Origin of the sequence: Caldibacillus thermoamylovorans (assembly GCF_000751775.1) — a bacterium.
GTDB lineage: Bacteria > Bacillota > Bacilli > Bacillales > Caldibacillaceae > Caldifermentibacillus > Caldifermentibacillus hisashii.
This window is the reverse complement of sequence record NZ_CCRF01000010.1, coordinates 1-15,963: the sequence shown is the minus strand read 5'-3', so window position 1 is coordinate 15,963 and position 15,963 is coordinate 1. Positions and strand designations below refer to the sequence as shown.

The following is a 15,963-nucleotide window of genomic DNA, read 5'->3' as shown; positions in this document are numbered from 1 at the left end:
ACAACTTGAATAAGATTCTGGAAATAAACAATGTCTCCAAACATTACAAGGATTTTTCATTAAAAAATATAAATATCTCTTTAGATCGTGGCTTTGTCATGGGTTTTATCGGTCCGAACGGTGCAGGAAAAAGCACAACCATTAGATTAATCATGAACTTAATTAAAAAAGATAGCGGCGAAATTAAAATTTTTGGGTTCGATCATATAAAAGATGAACTACAAATTAAAGAAAAAATCGGGTTTGTTTATGACGAAAATCATTTTTACGAAGAGTTAACCGTTAAAGAAATGAAAAATATCATTCGTCCATTTTATAAAAATTGGGATGAAAATGCGTTTTTAACATATGCGAAAAAGTTTAGTTTACCGTTAAATAAGCAAATTAAACAATTATCAAAAGGAATGAAGATGAAGTTTTCACTGGCCATCGCCTTGTCCCATCACGCAGAACTGCTGATTATGGATGAACCTACATCCGGCCTCGATCCTCTGATCCGAAGTGAATTATTGCACATTTTACGCTCTTTAATGGAAGATGAAAACAAAGCGATATTTTTCTCTACACACATTACATCCGATCTGGAAAAAATCGCCGACTATATCACCATTATAAATAATGGCGAAATAATCTTAAGCAAACCAATGGATGAATTGTTGGAACAGTATGTGATTGTCAAAGGGAGTAAAGAATTTCTCGAAACTGCGACAAACCTTTCCTTTATCGGAGTCGAACAAAATAAATTTGGCTTTAAAGCGCTATATAACGACAAAAAAGAACTACTGGACCGATTTGGTAATCAGGTGATGATTGAAAAACCAACATTAGAAGATATTTTATTATTTTCCACGAAAGGGAGTGGACAAAATGTTCCATCTTATTAAAAAGGATTTTCTTGTTCAAAAAAAATCTGTTTTCCTTTCCATTGTCTTTATTCTGTTTTTTTCACTTTTCTTTTCCAAAATAGGTGCACCCGGATTTTTAATCGGGGTGCTTGGTGTAACCTATTTGTTGGCTTTAGGTTCAAGTGCCATAGATGATAAAAATAATAGCGACAAAATGTTAATTAGCTTACCGATTAAAAGAAATACAATTGTATTGGCTAAATATTTATCTGTAATTGTAATTGCAGCCTTTGCCATCTTGATAAATTTACTCATCTATCTAGTCGTTGATATATTAAAGTTACCGCTGCAACCTATTCCTTTTTCACTTACCGGAATGGCAGGTTCAATTATCGTTTCTGTTTTATATTGTTCCATTTCATTTCCGGTAATTTTTAAATATGGTTTTTTGAAATCGAGAATGATTAATTCACTGCTATTCTTTCTCCTAATTTTCGGCGGTTCAGCATGGATTTCTTATATGACCGAAAATAATCCAAAGTCTCTATTTATCCTATCAAGTTTATCGAATATAGAAACCATATTTGTAATTCTTTTACCAACTATATTCATTTTCGTACTATCCTATTTATTATCACTAACCTTCTATAAAAACAGAGAATTTTAGTATCAGAATTAGTTGTTCAAAAAAGGTGCATTTCCTCATCTTAAATGGACGAAATGCACCATCCGTTTTTAAAATGGGTTCAAGGTTTTCTCATCATAAAAGACATTTCTTGACGCAAATTCTTTCGGTGCTGAATAATCCTTCTAACCCTTTCAAATGTTTCTTTTTCCAATCCGGGTGTATATGGTTCTTCCAGTTTTAGTTTATCCGAATAAATCCAATCATATAATTTTGCCTTTGGTTGCCTGTTCCCAATATATTCGATAATTGCCGCCACCTTGGTTAATTTCTCTAATTCTTCCTTATTTAATTTTTCTATCTCTTCTTCAGTGAATATTAGTTCCTCGAAATACTTTTCGTAATTACTTGAATAAAAGTCAATAGCAAATTGGTTAGGGCAAGGTTGAAGTCTTCTGCATGAATTATATTGAAAATTCTCTCCAATGCTTATTCAAATCCTTTCCAACATAATTGAGAAACATTTTTGCCGATCACCTAAAAACTTCCTTCCATCAAAAATTTGAATAACTTCTTCTAAAGTTTCAATTTGAAGATACCGGATAAGAATTTCAGCATCGCAAAATCTTAATATGGTTCCGGTCTAGCCGATAATATTTTCATTGCAAGCATCTGTTCAGCGGAAGGAATGATTTGTATGACACATCATATGGTACTTAAAGCTTAAACTACTTTTTGGTTTTTTAACATAATGATAAATGATTAACTATTGATAATAAAGAAAGCCACTGTTAATAATTTGAAAGGATATTCTATGGCAAAATTATGCCTGATTTAAAATTACAGTTTAATGTGAAAAATAGTTTAATTTTCCATTTATTGTTAAAATATATGTTTAAGTGCTATATTTTACAGGAATGATAAAAGAAAAAAATTCAGGAGGGCCTATGTTTACATTTGAAGAAAAACTTGCGATTATTGAATCTTTCCCGGAACTTACAAGGAAGGATGTTTCGCTAAAACGAGTGAATTTCCATTATGAGGAGAGTGTCCAAGAAAAAAAGACAGTCGTTTATCATTTGCATCCGAACGGCAATGGTTTTGTTTATGCAGGACTTTTCCCTCATGATTATCCAATGGATGACAAGGGAATGGTTAATATTCGGGACTTTACCGAAGAAGAACTGCGCAATATCATTCGCTTATCGATACAATCGCTATCGGCAAAACCGTTTAATGAAGAAATATGGAAAGATGAGCACGGTAATACGTTGACACTCCAGTATGACGCAGAACTGGACCTTTGGAATACCTTTGCCGGTGAACTGTTGGACGGTACATTCCCAACCTATAATGGCGCTACAAACTATTTGGAGCAGGAAGGGTTTAAAAAGGGGAAGTGATTGATGGGAGTTGGTAAACTGTTTTCATTTTTAACCTTATCATATTAGAAAACGTTCAGCCACCTAATACCAAGAAACTTTATCGTTGAAAGCTCGGTCAAAATTAGCAACGAGATTGGGCCTCGTCGCCAAAATTGAGCATTCCCCGCCCCAAAATGGCGACGAGAATGCCTTTCGTCGTCAAAATTGAGCGCTTTTCACCTCAAAATGGTGACGGGATTGGGGTTCGTCGTCAAAATTGAGTGTTTTCCGCCTCAAATTGGCGACGAGAATACGTTTCGTCGTCGAAATTGGGCGTTTCCTGCCTCAAAACGGCGACGAGAACGCGTTTCGTCGTCAAAATTGAGCGCTTTTTACCTCAAAATGGCGACGAGAATACGTTTCGTCGTCAAAATTGGGCGTTTTTTACCTAAAAATGGCGACGAGAATGCCTTTCGTCGTCAAAAATTGGGCGTTTCCTGCCTCAAAACGGTGACGAGAACTGGCCTCGTCGCCAAAAAATGAAGTTTCCCGACCAAAAACGGTGACGAGAAAGAGGCTCGTCGCCAAAAAACAGCATTCCCCGCCCCAAATTGGCGACGAGAAGGCGTTTCGTCGTCAAAAATTGGGCGTTTCCTGCCTCAAAACGGTGACGAGAACTGGCCTCGTCGTCAAAATTGAGCGTTTTTTACCTCAAATTGGTGACGAGAACTGGCCTCGTCGCCAAAAAATGAAGTTTCCCGACCAAAAACGGTGACGAGAAAGAGGCTCGTCGCCAAAATAGTGCTTTTTTCACCTCAAAATGGTGACGAGAACACGTTTCGTCGTCAAAATTGGGCGTTTCCTGCCTCAAAACGGCGACGAGAACGCGTTTCGTCGTCAAAATTGAGCGCTTTTTACCTCAAAATGGCGACGAGAATACGTTTCGTCGTCAAAATTGGGCGTTTTTTACCTAAAAATGGCGACGAGAATGCCTTTCGTCGTCAAAATTGGGCGTTTTTTACCTAAAAATGGTGACGAGAACAGGCCTCGTCGCCAAAAAATGAAGTTTCCCGACCAAAAACGGTGACGAGAAAGAGGCTCGTCGCCAAAATAGTGCGTTTTTCACCTCAAAATGGTGACGAGATTGGGTTTCGTCGTCAAAAATTGGCTTTCTTCTCCTCAAATTGGCGACGAGAATGCCTTTCGTCGTCAAAATTGAGCGTTTTTCACCTCAAAATGGTGACGAGAATACGTTTCGTCGTCAAAATTGGGCGTTTCCTGCCCCAAAATGGCGACGAGACAAAGAGTGGAAGTCACCCCCCTCCTTCTCAAATCCGTAAAATAAACAAGATTCATTTCTCCCTTTTTATCATTTCTGTAAAGATAAAATTTGCATGATTGTTTTCATGACCGCGTCTTCTTCGTTGGAACGGGTAATAAAATTTGCAGCTTCTTTTAATTCCGGAACAGCATTTCGAACAGCAAAGCTATAGACGGCCCGCTCCATAAGCTCGATATCATTGTAACCATCGCCAAATGCCATTGTTTCTTCCGGAGTTACATTCAATAGCTGCTGTAAATATGCAACGGTTGTACCCTTATGAACATTCGCATTGGCTATGTCAATCCAAGCTGATTCTGATGCGACAATATAAGCTGACTCAAAAAGGCAAGATAATTTTTCCCTAGTTTCAAAACATCTATGCGCCGGATCATGAACAGTAATCTTAACAAAGTCCTCAGTCACCTCATTGAAATCAGACACTTGCCTTACTTGGGCATAGGATCTTCTCACAATAGCCGCTTCTTCTTGAGGTATATTATCTTTTATGACCGCACCGTTTCTTGTACATGCAATTATCGTATGTTCCAAACTTATTTTCTCAAGCAAACGAATCATTTCAAGTCCTAATTTATTACTAAGCAACGATTCATATACGAATTTCCCATTATGCTTAATCCGAGTTGCACTGTCACCCAAAATCCAATAACCCTTTGCATCATCACCAAATAACTCTTCTACACGCTCGCATTGTTTGCCGGTAACCGGAGCAAAAACGACTCCTTTCTCCTCCATGATTATTTTGACATCTTTATATAATTCCCTGTTAAAGTCACCGCTATTGTTCAAGAATGTTCCGTCCATATCCGTTAGCACTAATTTAATCATATCAGTACCTCTTCCGTGACAAATTTTAAATAACCCTCAAAGCAGCATAAAAAGTTAATGATTGAACATCATGAAGGAAATCTTCTACTGTATGTTGACAACCCTCTTCTTCTACTTACTTTATATTTTTAAAACCTAAATTCATTAATCAGAGCAACCACTTTTTCAGTGTTTCATAACCATCTCGCAATCAATGACTAGATTGCCGTTGAACTTTTATTCTTGTTATTTATTAATAGTTTCTTTTTCAGTACCCGATTCAATTTTTCGGAACTGAGAACCATTGCTATCACAAATATAACCGTACAAATCGGGAAAAGTGCGACTGTTGTATGTGATGCAATGAACCCAAAAAGTGGTGGCATAAATGTACTGCCGGTATAAGCAACCGCCATTTGATAACCCATAATGGCCTGTGAATGCTTTTCCCCAAAACGTGCCGGTGTTTCATGCAACATACAGGGAAAAATTGGAGCTAGTCCCAATCCCACAACAATAAAACCTGCAACCGAGAAGAAGGATGGCAATGGTAAGACGAGAAGAATGGCACCGGTTAATGCGATGATTTGCCCCATCCGGATAAGCACCTGGTTCGACATTTTAAAGGTGACAAAGCCCGTCATTAATCTACCAATCGTGATTCCTGCATAATAAAAGGAAACCCACTCGGCAGCAGTTGCCGCTGTTAACCCTTTCACATTTACCAAGAAACTGCTTCCCCACAGACCCACTGTCGCTTCAACCGCACAATAAAAAAAGAAGGATGCCAAGGCTAATTTAACACCATTCATTTGTAAAGGTCTTACCTTCTCAGCGTTTTCCTTAAAAGAAATTCCCTTTGGCTCTTCCGGCTCTTTATTTATAGTAATATGGCTATTTACTTTGTTCCATAAAGGCAAGGTGAACAAAAGGATGACGACTAATATGAATTGAAGTCCTGATATAGTGAGATACCCTTTACCCCAATTTTGATTTGAAATATATTGGGCCATGATAACAGGACCAAGTGTTGCACCGACTCCCCAAAAACAATGCAACCAACTCATATGATGGGCTTTATAATGGGTCGCTACATAATCATTTAATCCCGAATCAACAGCACCCGCTCCCATACCAAGTGGGATGGCACAAAGAAAAAGCCAAATAATGGATGGAGCAAAGTAAAAGCCGAGTAACGCACAAGCAGTCATTAATACGCTGACAAATGTGACTTTGCCTGTGCCAAATCGTTTCAACACCTTTCCGCTAACTAAACTGGAGAGAATCGTACCCCCTGCAATCGTCATAAACAGGTATCCGGCCGTCTCAATTGGTGCGCCAAAATCCGATTGCATTACCGGCCATGCTGCTCCCAACAAGGAATCAGGTAAGCCCAGGCTGATAAAAGCCAAATAAATAATGATTAAAAGAAATGTTGTCATCATGTAACCCTCGCTTATGCATTTTTTCACCTTTTCCCAATTTCGTTTATTTCCTGCTTAAAATCTACCAAAAGAGATACACTTATTAAATGACATTAAAAAGTATTGAGAAAACATATACACTATTTGTTCATCATAAGATCAAGGCAAAGCTTTTGTAATCCATACAAGTAATCTTGTTTCCAATCACTGATTGTTAGCTCGGGAAGATGTTCAGAAGGGATATATTTTGCGCTATCAATGGCAATTTTGTCTATAACCTCTTTTTCAACTTCATCTCTACAAAAAATAATCGTATGTGGATTCATAATTGCGGTAAATGTGGCTACTAACCTACTAATAGCATCAATCTGATTACTTTCAAAATTAGTAAACTGACTAGAGTTACTTCCATCTTTTAACGCCTGACTAAAATTTCGTTCATCATACTGAGGGACAAATGAAATTTCTCCTGCAAAAAAGGTACTCCCCCGCACCATATCACCATTAATCATCAATCCTGCACCCGGTCCATTTTGCCCGGAATACAAATAGACAAGAGATTGATTCTCCTCAATTCGATTATTATAGCTAAACCCTAGTACAGCAGCATTCATATCGTTCTCGACAACGACAGGTATCGAAAATAAGTCTTCAATATACCCTTTTAGATCAAAATTTTGAAACTGCTCATATCCCGGTATATAAAAAATTCGGCCATTATCCACCGAACCTGGAACACCAATGGCAATTGAACTTATTTTTGACGAATTAGCCTTTATTACTTTTTCGATGAACTTAGTTAATGTGTATATCCCATTATCGATTAATACACTTGGTGCCTTTCCTTGTTTCTTTATTTCTCCCCCACAATTAAATATAGTATAAATTGTCTCGTTCCTTTCTAAGAAAATAGCAAGTCCCTGCATATAATCAGGATTATACCGATATCTTTTTGCTCTTCTCCCGCCACTGGATTTGTCGAAACCAACTGAAATAACTTCCCCATTCTTCTCCATCTCGGTCAAAAACTTACTTATAGTCGGGAAACTAATTTGCAAATGTTCGCTTAGTTCGACCTTTGTTGCACTCCCAAGTTCTAAAAGCGATTTTCGCATAGCGGGAAGAAAAACCCTACTTAACGATTTTGAATTAACTTTCACAACCTTCACACCTTACGTCTGCTTATTAAATGAATTTAAAAAGTCTCCAGCAAAAAACTTATTAAACATCTTTAATAAGTATGTTCATAATATAGCATATAAGAAATACCTTTTCAATAATCCAGCCGAATTTCAGCAGGCTTTCTATATATTAACGTGTAAAAAGGAAATGAATCTCAGACAAATTCATTTCCTTCAGCTTGTTTTTTTATTTTTTCATATAATATGCGAGTAGGACCATCATCAGAGCCAGTGCTACAACAAATGGAATCCAGCTGAAAACCCATAATTTCATAATCAGTAAAAGAATAAAGGCACCAATCGCTAAAATCCAAAGCGCTGCCGTCATGATGCCAAACGTTTGCGCATTACCGGATGTTTCAAAGTTCTTTGCCCATTCATTTTGTTTTTCGGCTTCTTTTAATACCCATGCCTTCCGATGTTCGGGTTCTGTAATCACTAAAAATGTGATCACACCGAGACTTGGTAAGGCAAAAGGAATTAAAACCGCTAAAGCACCTTCTAATGATTTAGCTTCACCGAATGTTGACATTGGGCCGATTGGTACAAGAATGACTCCAAATAAGAAAACAAAGACTGCAACAGCATAAATTGCGGCACGCATTGGTCGCATTGGGTTGCGAGTTGCTGTTTCCTGTGTTAAGCCCATATAGACAAACCCTGCTAAAGGAACGGCTAAAAACAACATCATAACACCTGTTACAGCATCAACTTTGCCTAAAAAAAGATAACTAAAGCAGGAAATAATGATTGCAAATACAGTAAGGACGCCCAGAATGGTATAAATGGCGGCACGTGTCTTTGTAACAAAATTTCGCAATGACATGTATCGCATTTCAAATACCTCTTTCTTTTTCTCTAAACTCATTTCATCAGCAATTTTGTTAATATCTGCAAATTCTATTTGTATTTGTCTTAATGCGTCTGTACGTTTGATTCCGTTCGCTTCTAAACTCTTCAAACGATCTTGAAGATTTGTTAATAATTCCTCTTTAAAATCAATCAGTTCCGGTGACTCTTCATATTTTTCAAATGCTTTATCAATAAATTCTTTTAGTTCCATAATTTATACCTCCATAAATAATCGTTCCAAGATCTTCTTGGTAAACTCATAATCCTCGAGTTTTTGCCGGTATAGTTCCCTCCCCCGCTCGGTGATATGATAATACTTTCTGCGACCGCCTTGTGTTTCATCACCCCAATAGGATTCGATGTAACCCTCTTTCTCAAGACGTTTGTAACTGGAATAAAGTGTTGTTTCTTTTAATTCGTACAAATGATTGGTTTTCTGCAACACACGATTATAAATTTCAAACCCGTAGCGGTCACGATCCAAGAGACTCGCTAACACAATTGTATCCGTGTGTCCGCGCAGCATATCACTTGATATTTGTCCTCCCATACTCTCACCATCTTTTCGCTTATCAAAGTACTACGGCTGTCGTAGGTTTTTTGCTTTTTTTAGGCGAGGTATTCTTTCCTCACCTTTTTAATTATTGTAAGCCATAGTACTACGACTGTCAAGTATAATCAATAATCGTTTTTCATTCATATTCCATTTTCGTTATTTGATTAATCCTTCATCATTCATGGACAGGTAATGGATCCTTTTTAATAGATTATTGTTTTTGTCATATACATTTATGTTAAGTTATATTTCTGTTAAAGTGAGCTTACAGAAATGAATTTGAAATTTTTAAGGAGGGTATTTATGTATTGGGAAACTTTGCCAAATTGGTTCTGGGTATTATATTACTTATTTCTCTTATCAACATTAGGAACGGCGATATACAGCATAGTGAAAAAGAAAGGAAAGATTTTGCCCTTTCTAACCATTGTGTTCACTGTGACCATTCCAATAGTTGCCTTCATTAACAGTCTTGGAAGAGCAGAAGAAATGAATGAATTTGAACATTTAGTAAGTCAATTGCAAAAAGGTGCTAGTTGGGCTATTTTTTCAATTATAGGGTATCTGTTCCTGTTCATATGGTGGTTTTTCTTTCTGTTCAAAAGTAAACATAAAAACTAAGTTATCGGATTATTTCCGCATAAAATAGGAATAAAAATGAAAAAATACCCTATAAGCTTTATAGTATTTGGCGGGTTATTCAGCCAACTTTTTTATCTAAAATAAATCCTTTATTAAAATTTTTTGGATCAATTCTCGAAAAATCTAAACGAACCACCGGAAATCATAAAGAACATTTTATAAGGGAATGAAAAGAACAATGGAATTTGTCATTGATGTATACCTGATTTTCCTTATCTTATTTTTTTCCATCAAGAAAAAATTTCATATAATTGTCAATATTTTCAACTATTTTGTACTTGCCTTCCTCCTATCAAGCTATTTTTCGATTATTGGTGTTAACTTGGGTGCTTTTAAAATTGAAGGCGACATGAAGTTAGAAATCTTATTCAGGCTCTATGAACTGATATTTGAACCACTTATTTGCATTGGCTACCTAAACCTCTTTTGCAGTGTAAAATCAAAACTAAAAAAAATTGTCTTAAGCGTTTTTGTGTTTTTCATATTTTGGGCAGCAGAATTTCTATTTGTTCAATTAGGAGTCATCACCTTTATTAACTGGAATTATCAAAAAACCTTGATTTCACTCTTTGGAATCCTATTGACAACTTATTTCTGCCAGCAATGGTTTCGTTCCATTTTAAAGAAAGAGGGGATCCAGACCTGATGAAACTTCCTAACTCCTTTGATATCAATGAATGGTTTGTTCTAATTTGTATGTTCATCGCCTTTTCCGTGCTCCATTTACTACCAAAAAGATTCCCTCTTAGCGTCACAATCCTTATTATGCTTTTTTCCTCGACAATCGCGCGGTTTGCGGATCATATTTTATCGACGCCAAGGATAGACTTATACGATATTATGAATTCGCCATACTATGACCTTTTCGATATTTTCACATATGTATTAGTTGCCCCCACCGGTTATTTTTTTGTATATTTTTATGACCGGCTTCGTATAAAAGGATATTGGATTGCTGTTTATATTGTCATATGGTCTACTTTTGGAACTGCCTTTGAATGGCTATCATCCTATTTCAAAGTGTTTATTTATAAAGGATGGAAGCCAACCTATTCATTTACATTCTATTTATTCATTCAATCCCTCACATTGCTGTTTTTTAAATATGTAACATTTATCCATCAAAATACTCCAAAAAATAACTGAAACTCTCATACTTCACGAATGATCTCGGTTTTTTTATAAATCCCGATGAGATGGCAATAGCCAATGAGGTTCAAAGATAATATTATATTCTCAACCGTGCAATACCCTATTTTTATAAAGAAAACTCGACGATTGCCGAGTTTTCTTTATCCTGTGTGCTTCCTTCCTGCAGAGATTCCTCTGACAGCCTCTCCTGTTCACCCACTTGATTTTCCCGCTTCAATTAGCACATGGTTCTTGACTAATAATAGCGATAAACACATAATAAATGCTCCTGTTCCAATCAGTAGCCATTCAATTTTTACCATGTCGGCAAGCGGACCGAATATCAGCATTCCAATTGGCATCATGGAAGTTGAAATCATCCCCATCACCCCGAAAACTCTTCCTAAATAATCTTCTTCAATTTTTTCCTGTAATAATACGGTAGCCGGTGTATTTAAAATAGGCATGGCCACTCCGAATACACCCATGAAAAATAAATAGATCCAAAAGTTTGGAACACTTCCTAATGCGAATGTACAAACGCCCATGATTACTGTAGCAAATCCCATTGTCTTTACTTTATTTGAAAAGCCTCCCCACGAAGCAATGATTGCCCCACCCGCCATCATACCAATGGAAAAGACAATTTCAATGGCAGTTAGCCGCCACACATCATCACCAAAACTGCGTGCAACCTGTAGTGGCGTTAAAAAGGAAGCCGGCGCCATTAATACCATGAAGAGAGCAAAGAACAAGAAGAACTTCTTGAGAAAGTCATGACTATTCACATATTGCAAACCTAATTTAAAATCACTTAAGTAGCTTGTTGTTTGTTTGTCCTTGGCCTTTTCATGTAAAGGAATCTTTAAAAAGATAAGTAGTGTTCCAATCGCAATGGCTGCTGTTACGACATCAATAAAGAAGATAATTTCCATCGTTGCCATTCCTAATAGAGCAGCACTAACCAATGGTGATACAAACATAATAATAGCTTGAATACTTCCATTGATTCCGTTCACTTTTGTCAATTTATTTTTTGGAACAATCTGCGGCAAAATCGCACCGACTGCCGGGGTTTGTATGCCGGTCCCAAAAGCGCGAATTGCTGCCATTAAAAATAGCAACCAAATATCATCAAACCCCATTAAAAAGAGAATGGCTAGAATAAGTGTTGCTAGGGCAATGAGACCATCTGAAAGTACAATCAGCATTTTTCTGTTATAACGATCAGCCCATACACCCGCTACCGGCGACAAAATAAATGTTGGAATAAAACCGCAAATGATATAAATCGTCATCATCACACCGGATTCTGTTGATAACGTGATATACCACATCATGGCATACTGAACCAAGGACGAGCCGAATAATGAGATCGCCTGGCTACTTAAAAAGAGAACAATATTCTTGTACCAATTGCTTTTATCATTATGTGTTGCGCTGTTCATCCACTATCAACCCATTTCTTTTTTTAAAAATTTTTTCTCCCCTATTAGAAAAAGCTTTTTATAACGGTGTAAAATTTTCCCTTTTCAGTTTACAGTAAACATTTTCAAGAAAGAAAGACATACTTTTGATATTTTTTAAAATCACGAAATTTACACGCCATCTTTAACTTTGTCCCGAATCAGTTTTTCTGCACCGCGACTGCTTGAGGGTGTGGTCGGTCAAGATAGAATGAAAACAGAAAAACACAGGCATCCCACCTGTGCTTGAAAGTAAATGGATATTGGTTTTTGCACAATTTGACTGTTGCCTTCACGAAAGAAAAGGATAGAATATACCCTTTTGGCCAGTCTTTGCCAAATCATCAGACCTACAGTTTATTAGTTAACCTTTGAACAGGACATTTTTTGAAGACAGAAAAAAAGAGGGCAGATCCGTCCCCCACTTTTTACAAATATCCGCAAAATAAAGGTTTCCTATCGATAGGCAGACTAATCCCATTTACCCGGCTACACAAGCAGAGCCTTTGAACGTATTCAATTAACGGTTCAAAGATTGGTAACGTAGTCTTATACTATCAATCACTAGGAAATCCTCCATTTCTTTAAAGATAAATAGACTATAACATATAACTGCAAGATATTTCAAGTTATTTTTAATTGCTATTTGCTTTCGGACAGCCTACTTTAGGTTAATACAATTTGGATTATATAAAAGGTTTACTTTTTGATGTTTACTTTTTGGACAGCCCCTTGAGCATTAAAATTACTAGCGAGAAAGGGCTCATCGGCAAATATGAGTGTTCCGCGCCTAAAAATATCGGTGAGAATGGGTTTCACCGTCAAAATTGAATGTTTTTCACATCAAAATGGCGACGAGAACGGGTCTCGTCGTCATAAATGGCCGTTTTCCACCTAAAATTGGTGACGAGAGCGATTCTCGTCGCCAAAATTGAGTGTTTCTCGCCCCAAAATGGCGACGAGAATGGGGTTCGTCGTCAATATTGGGCGTTTCCCCCTCAAAATGGTGACGAGAATACGTTTCGTCGTCAAAATTGAGTGTTTCTCGCCCCAAAATGGCGACGAGAACAGGCCTCGTCGTCAAAATTGGCCGTTTCCCTCATCAAATTGGTGACGAGATTGGATTTCGTCGTCATAAATGGCCGTTCCCCACCTAAAATTGGTGACGAGATTGGGATAAATTTCAGTATAAACTTTTACAGTTCTCCGGTAACTGGAATGGATTTTCTTTATTAATACGATCATAAAACATAATTCCATTTAGATGGTCGATCTCATGCTGAACAACAATAGAAGGATACCCACTGAGTTTTAATTCGATTTCCTCGCCCTCCAAATTAAAACCTTTCACTTTAATTCGCTCATATCTTGGAACAAACCCTTTAATTTCCCGATCAACGGAGAGGCATCCTTCGCTTTGCGGCAAATAAATCATCGATACCGAATGGCTAATAATTTTCGGATTTATAAGTGTATATTCATGTTGAATCCCTTTCTCATCCGTTAAAAAAGCTACAAACATACGCTTATTCAAACCAATCTGATTTGCCGATAAGCCTACACCTGCACGTAGTTTATACTTATTTACCAGAACAGGGTCTTGGCTATTTTTCAAGAAATTCATCATACAAATGAGTGTTTCTTTATCTTCCTCGGAAGGAGGTATTGTAACTTCTTCTGTTACTTGATTTAGAATAGGATTGCCTTCCCTTACAATATCTTTCATCGTAATTATATATTCTGGACGAAATTTACTCATAAATAAACAATTCATCTACCTTTACATTTAGTGTTTTTGATAATTTAAATGCCAGTTCCAATGTAGGATCATATTTATTATTCTCGATACAGTTTATCGTTTGTCTTACTACCCCACAATCTTCGGCAAGCTGTTCTTGTGTGATCCCAAGTTTCTTCCGTATTGCTTTTATTTTATTTTTCAATCGTATCACCTATGTCTATAGTTTTGGACATTTATATTCTATAACAACCTGAATGAATATGTCAAGAACTTTGGACATAATAAAGTGGAACTTCCATTAGTGGTAATTTTCTTCATCCCCACTGATGGTTAGTTTATCCGATCGAACCTTTAGAGCAGCCCGTCTTCCGCCTATCCTTCTTTGAAAACCCAGAATATTGGGGTAGGGTCTTGACTCTCCGGTAAGGTGGGATAAATTGACCACGATATGTATAGTTTTAAATTGCATAAAAATATGGTCACTCACCCCCTCATTTCAATAAGAGATAAAAGACCGTTAAATCCTAAATTTTTGCGACACCTAGCGCAAAATGGTCCCAAAGAATACTTTCAACTAACTCAGCTTTTGCCTCTTCACAATCAATGATGAGAATGATTTGCGAGTGCCTCCCTTTGCGGACTCTTTTCCTCTTTTTTAAAATTAATTCAATAAATAATCGAATGACGAACCCAAGAACAAAACCTACAAATGCACTAATTAGTCCCCAATAGATTGGTCCCCAAGTCAATTTAAACCCGATACTTGCACCAATTACCGAGAAAGCGGTTGCCATCGCAACGCCTATATCGATAAAAATGATATGCCGTCTGAACGGTGAATCGTATCAAAAACTTTTCGATCCTCAGTCCGATTATCCAGCGGAACAGCAAATATATTTTCTTTTAAAATTCCGTTTTTCTCTAATGTAGAAATTGCCATTTCCACATATTGATTACATTCAAAAGTTGAAAACAATTGCATATTCATCACTTCACTTTTTGATCTTTTTTATGTGAAAATTGTTATTCTGGTATTTTTCTTTTAAGTAATCTTTAAGTTCTTTATCAAAAAGTTTGTTATTTTCAACCGTATTAACATAGGAATCATACATGGCAAAACCATAATGAGATGGGAGAAATAAAAGCCATTCAGGTTTTAATACAGAGGTAGCCTCCTGAACCTTTCCTAAAAGCAACAACAAAACAGCTTCTTGAAAATGTGAAAAATAATAAAAAACGACTAATCCAATGATGATAAAAAAGTAGTTAAAATCTTGTGAATATATAGTTGTCCAAGCCTTGGTATAAATAGTGACCATATTATCGACAAAAACGGATTTCGTTTATCTAAGTAATTTATTTCAAGCGCTCCAAGTGAAAATGAATTAAAACGGTGATTCTCCTGTTCCGCTAAGAGATATACCCGATTCATGTCCACTGCGGTTCGATAACAGTCCCAAATACCAAAGAGATAAACCGGAATATACATGAGAAGCCACCTAGGGTTTAATACTTCTTTAGCTAAGTCAATATGTCCCTGGAATGAATAAATCATGGATAAATTAATATTTGCTTCAATATTTACAACTATTTCCCAGATAAATAAAGCAAATCCCCGAAGATATTTTGATAAAATCATATGACCAAAACCCGGGAATGCTGCCGACCACCAAGCAATAATGTAGGGATTGTGTAAATGAAGTTGAGTAGTTCCTAAAATGCTTACATGAGCCTTATAGCGTCTAGCGGTGTTGTCATTCGTATAGTTGTTCAATTTTTTTCACCTTGTAAATAAATTTAATGTTTTATAATTAGTTTTTCCTAAATGGATTAATTTACTCTATCTATATTTTCTCCTCATGTGGCGCGCAAAAAATTTCAATGAAAAAGGAACCAATGGAAAAAATTAAAAAGTTGCTAAAGAAGAGGCATTAGATAATTTATCATTTACTAAATGTCAAAAATTTTTATGGAAACAAACGTTCTT

The 15,963-nt window shown here is 36.6% G+C and carries 17 protein-coding genes and 2 pseudogenes; 4 read left to right on the top strand and 15 right to left on the bottom strand.

Going from position 1 to position 15,963, the window contains the following annotated elements:
- The first annotated feature begins 14 nt into the window (after positions 1-14).
- Together BT1A1_RS01225 and BT1A1_RS01220 are read left to right on the top strand one after the other, a co-directional pair.
- On the top strand, positions 15-884 hold the full coding sequence (locus BT1A1_RS01225) for an ABC transporter ATP-binding protein (protein ID WP_197057053.1): 870 nt from the start codon (positions 15-17) through the stop codon (positions 882-884).
- Positions 868-1,512 carry an ABC-2 transporter permease gene (locus tag BT1A1_RS01220; RefSeq protein ID WP_034767235.1) on the top strand — a complete coding sequence of 215 codons (645 nt, stop codon included), beginning with the start codon at positions 868-870 and terminating at the stop codon, positions 1,510-1,512. Before BT1A1_RS01225 ends, BT1A1_RS01220 begins: the two co-directional genes overlap by 17 nt.
- 79 nt (positions 1,513-1,591) lie before the next feature.
- Here the strand turns inward: BT1A1_RS01220 and BT1A1_RS18955 are convergent, their stop codons facing one another.
- Positions 1,592-1,789 carry a hypothetical protein gene (locus BT1A1_RS18955; protein ID WP_034767233.1) on the bottom strand — a complete coding sequence of 66 codons (198 nt, stop codon included), beginning with the start codon at positions 1,787-1,789 and terminating at the stop codon, positions 1,592-1,594.
- 628 nt (positions 1,790-2,417) lie between these two features.
- On the opposite strand from BT1A1_RS18955, the gene BT1A1_RS01210 reads away from it, so the two are divergent.
- Positions 2,418-2,873 carry a hypothetical protein gene (locus BT1A1_RS01210; protein WP_034767230.1) on the top strand — a complete coding sequence of 152 codons (456 nt, stop codon included), beginning with the start codon at positions 2,418-2,420 and terminating at the stop codon, positions 2,871-2,873.
- A gap of 405 nt (positions 2,874-3,278) precedes the next feature.
- Here BT1A1_RS01210 and BT1A1_RS18345 read toward each other — a convergent pair whose 3' ends face one another.
- From BT1A1_RS18345 to BT1A1_RS01180, 8 genes are all read right to left on the bottom strand, one after another.
- Complete coding sequence (locus BT1A1_RS18345; RefSeq protein WP_156103133.1) at positions 3,279-3,422, bottom strand: hypothetical protein; 144 nt, start codon at positions 3,420-3,422, stop codon at positions 3,279-3,281.
- Positions 3,423-3,540: 118 nt separating this feature from the next.
- Positions 3,541-3,735, bottom strand: a complete 195-nt coding sequence (locus tag BT1A1_RS18340) for a hypothetical protein (RefSeq protein ID WP_156103132.1) — start codon at positions 3,733-3,735, stop codon at positions 3,541-3,543.
- Positions 3,736-3,852: 117 nt separating this feature from the next.
- Positions 3,853-4,047 carry a hypothetical protein gene (locus BT1A1_RS18335; RefSeq protein WP_156103131.1) on the bottom strand — a complete coding sequence of 65 codons (195 nt, stop codon included), beginning with the start codon at positions 4,045-4,047 and terminating at the stop codon, positions 3,853-3,855.
- Positions 4,048-4,203: 156 nt separating this feature from the next.
- Positions 4,204-5,004, bottom strand: coding sequence for an HAD family hydrolase (locus BT1A1_RS01200; RefSeq protein WP_034767226.1), 801 nt, complete (start codon positions 5,002-5,004; stop codon positions 4,204-4,206).
- A 197-nt stretch (positions 5,005-5,201) separates the two neighbouring features.
- Positions 5,202-6,425: an MFS transporter gene (locus BT1A1_RS01195; protein ID WP_034767224.1), complete on the bottom strand. Its 1,224-nt coding sequence runs from the start codon at positions 6,423-6,425 to the stop codon at positions 5,202-5,204.
- 122 nt (positions 6,426-6,547) lie between these two features.
- On the bottom strand, positions 6,548-7,522 hold the full coding sequence (locus BT1A1_RS01190) for an ROK family transcriptional regulator (protein ID WP_156103139.1): 975 nt from the start codon (positions 7,520-7,522) through the stop codon (positions 6,548-6,550).
- Between the two features lie 253 nt (positions 7,523-7,775).
- Positions 7,776-8,651 carry a hypothetical protein gene (locus BT1A1_RS01185; protein ID WP_034767219.1) on the bottom strand — a complete coding sequence of 292 codons (876 nt, stop codon included), beginning with the start codon at positions 8,649-8,651 and terminating at the stop codon, positions 7,776-7,778.
- A gap of 3 nt (positions 8,652-8,654) precedes the next feature.
- Complete coding sequence (locus tag BT1A1_RS01180) at positions 8,655-8,990, bottom strand: PadR family transcriptional regulator (protein ID WP_034767216.1); 336 nt, start codon at positions 8,988-8,990, stop codon at positions 8,655-8,657.
- A 309-nt stretch (positions 8,991-9,299) separates the two neighbouring features.
- Here BT1A1_RS01180 and BT1A1_RS01175 point away from each other — a divergent pair, with 309 nt between their 5' ends.
- A complete protein-coding gene (locus BT1A1_RS01175) occupies positions 9,300-9,617 on the top strand; it encodes a hypothetical protein (protein ID WP_034767213.1) in 318 nt (105 codons plus the stop codon).
- A gap of 1,364 nt (positions 9,618-10,981) precedes the next feature.
- Here BT1A1_RS01175 and BT1A1_RS01160 read toward each other — a convergent pair.
- The 6 genes and pseudogenes from BT1A1_RS01160 to BT1A1_RS01140 all read right to left on the bottom strand — a co-directional run bounded on the left by BT1A1_RS01160 (position 10,982) and on the right by BT1A1_RS01140 (position 15,750).
- Positions 10,982-12,217 (bottom strand): MFS transporter, encoded by a 1,236-nt coding sequence (locus BT1A1_RS01160; RefSeq protein ID WP_034767209.1) that lies wholly within the window; start codon positions 12,215-12,217, stop codon positions 10,982-10,984.
- An 856-nt stretch (positions 12,218-13,073) separates the two neighbouring features.
- The gene (locus BT1A1_RS18330) at positions 13,074-13,319 is read right to left on the bottom strand and encodes a hypothetical protein (RefSeq protein WP_156103130.1); all 246 of its coding nucleotides are present in this window, start codon (positions 13,317-13,319) and stop codon (positions 13,074-13,076) included.
- Between the two features lie 99 nt (positions 13,320-13,418).
- Positions 13,419-13,994, bottom strand: a complete 576-nt coding sequence (gene def / locus BT1A1_RS01155; RefSeq protein WP_034767207.1) for a peptide deformylase — start codon at positions 13,992-13,994, stop codon at positions 13,419-13,421.
- Entirely contained in the window at positions 13,987-14,178 is a 192-nt protein-coding gene (locus tag BT1A1_RS01150) for a helix-turn-helix transcriptional regulator (RefSeq protein ID WP_034767204.1), read from the bottom strand. The genes def and BT1A1_RS01150 overlap by 8 nt, the downstream gene beginning before the upstream one ends.
- 322 nt (positions 14,179-14,500) lie before the next feature.
- Positions 14,501-14,958, bottom strand: a pseudogene (locus BT1A1_RS01145) (hypothetical protein).
- Between the two features lie 10 nt (positions 14,959-14,968).
- Positions 14,969-15,750: pseudogene (locus BT1A1_RS01140) on the bottom strand (hypothetical protein).
- Positions 15,751-15,963: the final 213 nt, after the last annotated feature.

Excerpts from the sequence above, each read along its gene's own strand:
- BT1A1_RS01220 (WP_034767235.1), top strand. The coding sequence starts at position 868 with ATGTTCCATCTTATTAAAAAGGATTTTCTTGTTCAAAAAAAATCTGTT.
- BT1A1_RS01210 (WP_034767230.1), top strand. The coding sequence starts at position 2,418 with ATGTTTACATTTGAAGAAAAACTTGCGATTATTGAATCTTTCCCGGAA.
- BT1A1_RS01200 (WP_034767226.1), bottom strand. The coding sequence starts at position 5,004 with ATGATTAAATTAGTGCTAACGGATATGGACGGAACATTCTTGAACAAT.
- BT1A1_RS01195 (WP_034767224.1), bottom strand. The coding sequence starts at position 6,425 with ATGACAACATTTCTTTTAATCATTATTTATTTGGCTTTTATCAGCCTG.
- BT1A1_RS01190 (WP_156103139.1), bottom strand. The coding sequence starts at position 7,522 with ATGCGAAAATCGCTTTTAGAACTTGGGAGTGCAACAAAGGTCGAACTA.
- BT1A1_RS01185 (WP_034767219.1), bottom strand. The coding sequence starts at position 8,651 with ATGGAACTAAAAGAATTTATTGATAAAGCATTTGAAAAATATGAAGAG.
- BT1A1_RS01180 (WP_034767216.1), bottom strand. The coding sequence starts at position 8,990 with ATGGGAGGACAAATATCAAGTGATATGCTGCGCGGACACACGGATACA.
- BT1A1_RS01175 (WP_034767213.1), top strand. The coding sequence starts at position 9,300 with ATGTATTGGGAAACTTTGCCAAATTGGTTCTGGGTATTATATTACTTA.
- BT1A1_RS01160 (WP_034767209.1), bottom strand. The coding sequence starts at position 12,217 with ATGAACAGCGCAACACATAATGATAAAAGCAATTGGTACAAGAATATT.
- def (WP_034767207.1), bottom strand. The coding sequence starts at position 13,994 with ATGAGTAAATTTCGTCCAGAATATATAATTACGATGAAAGATATTGTA.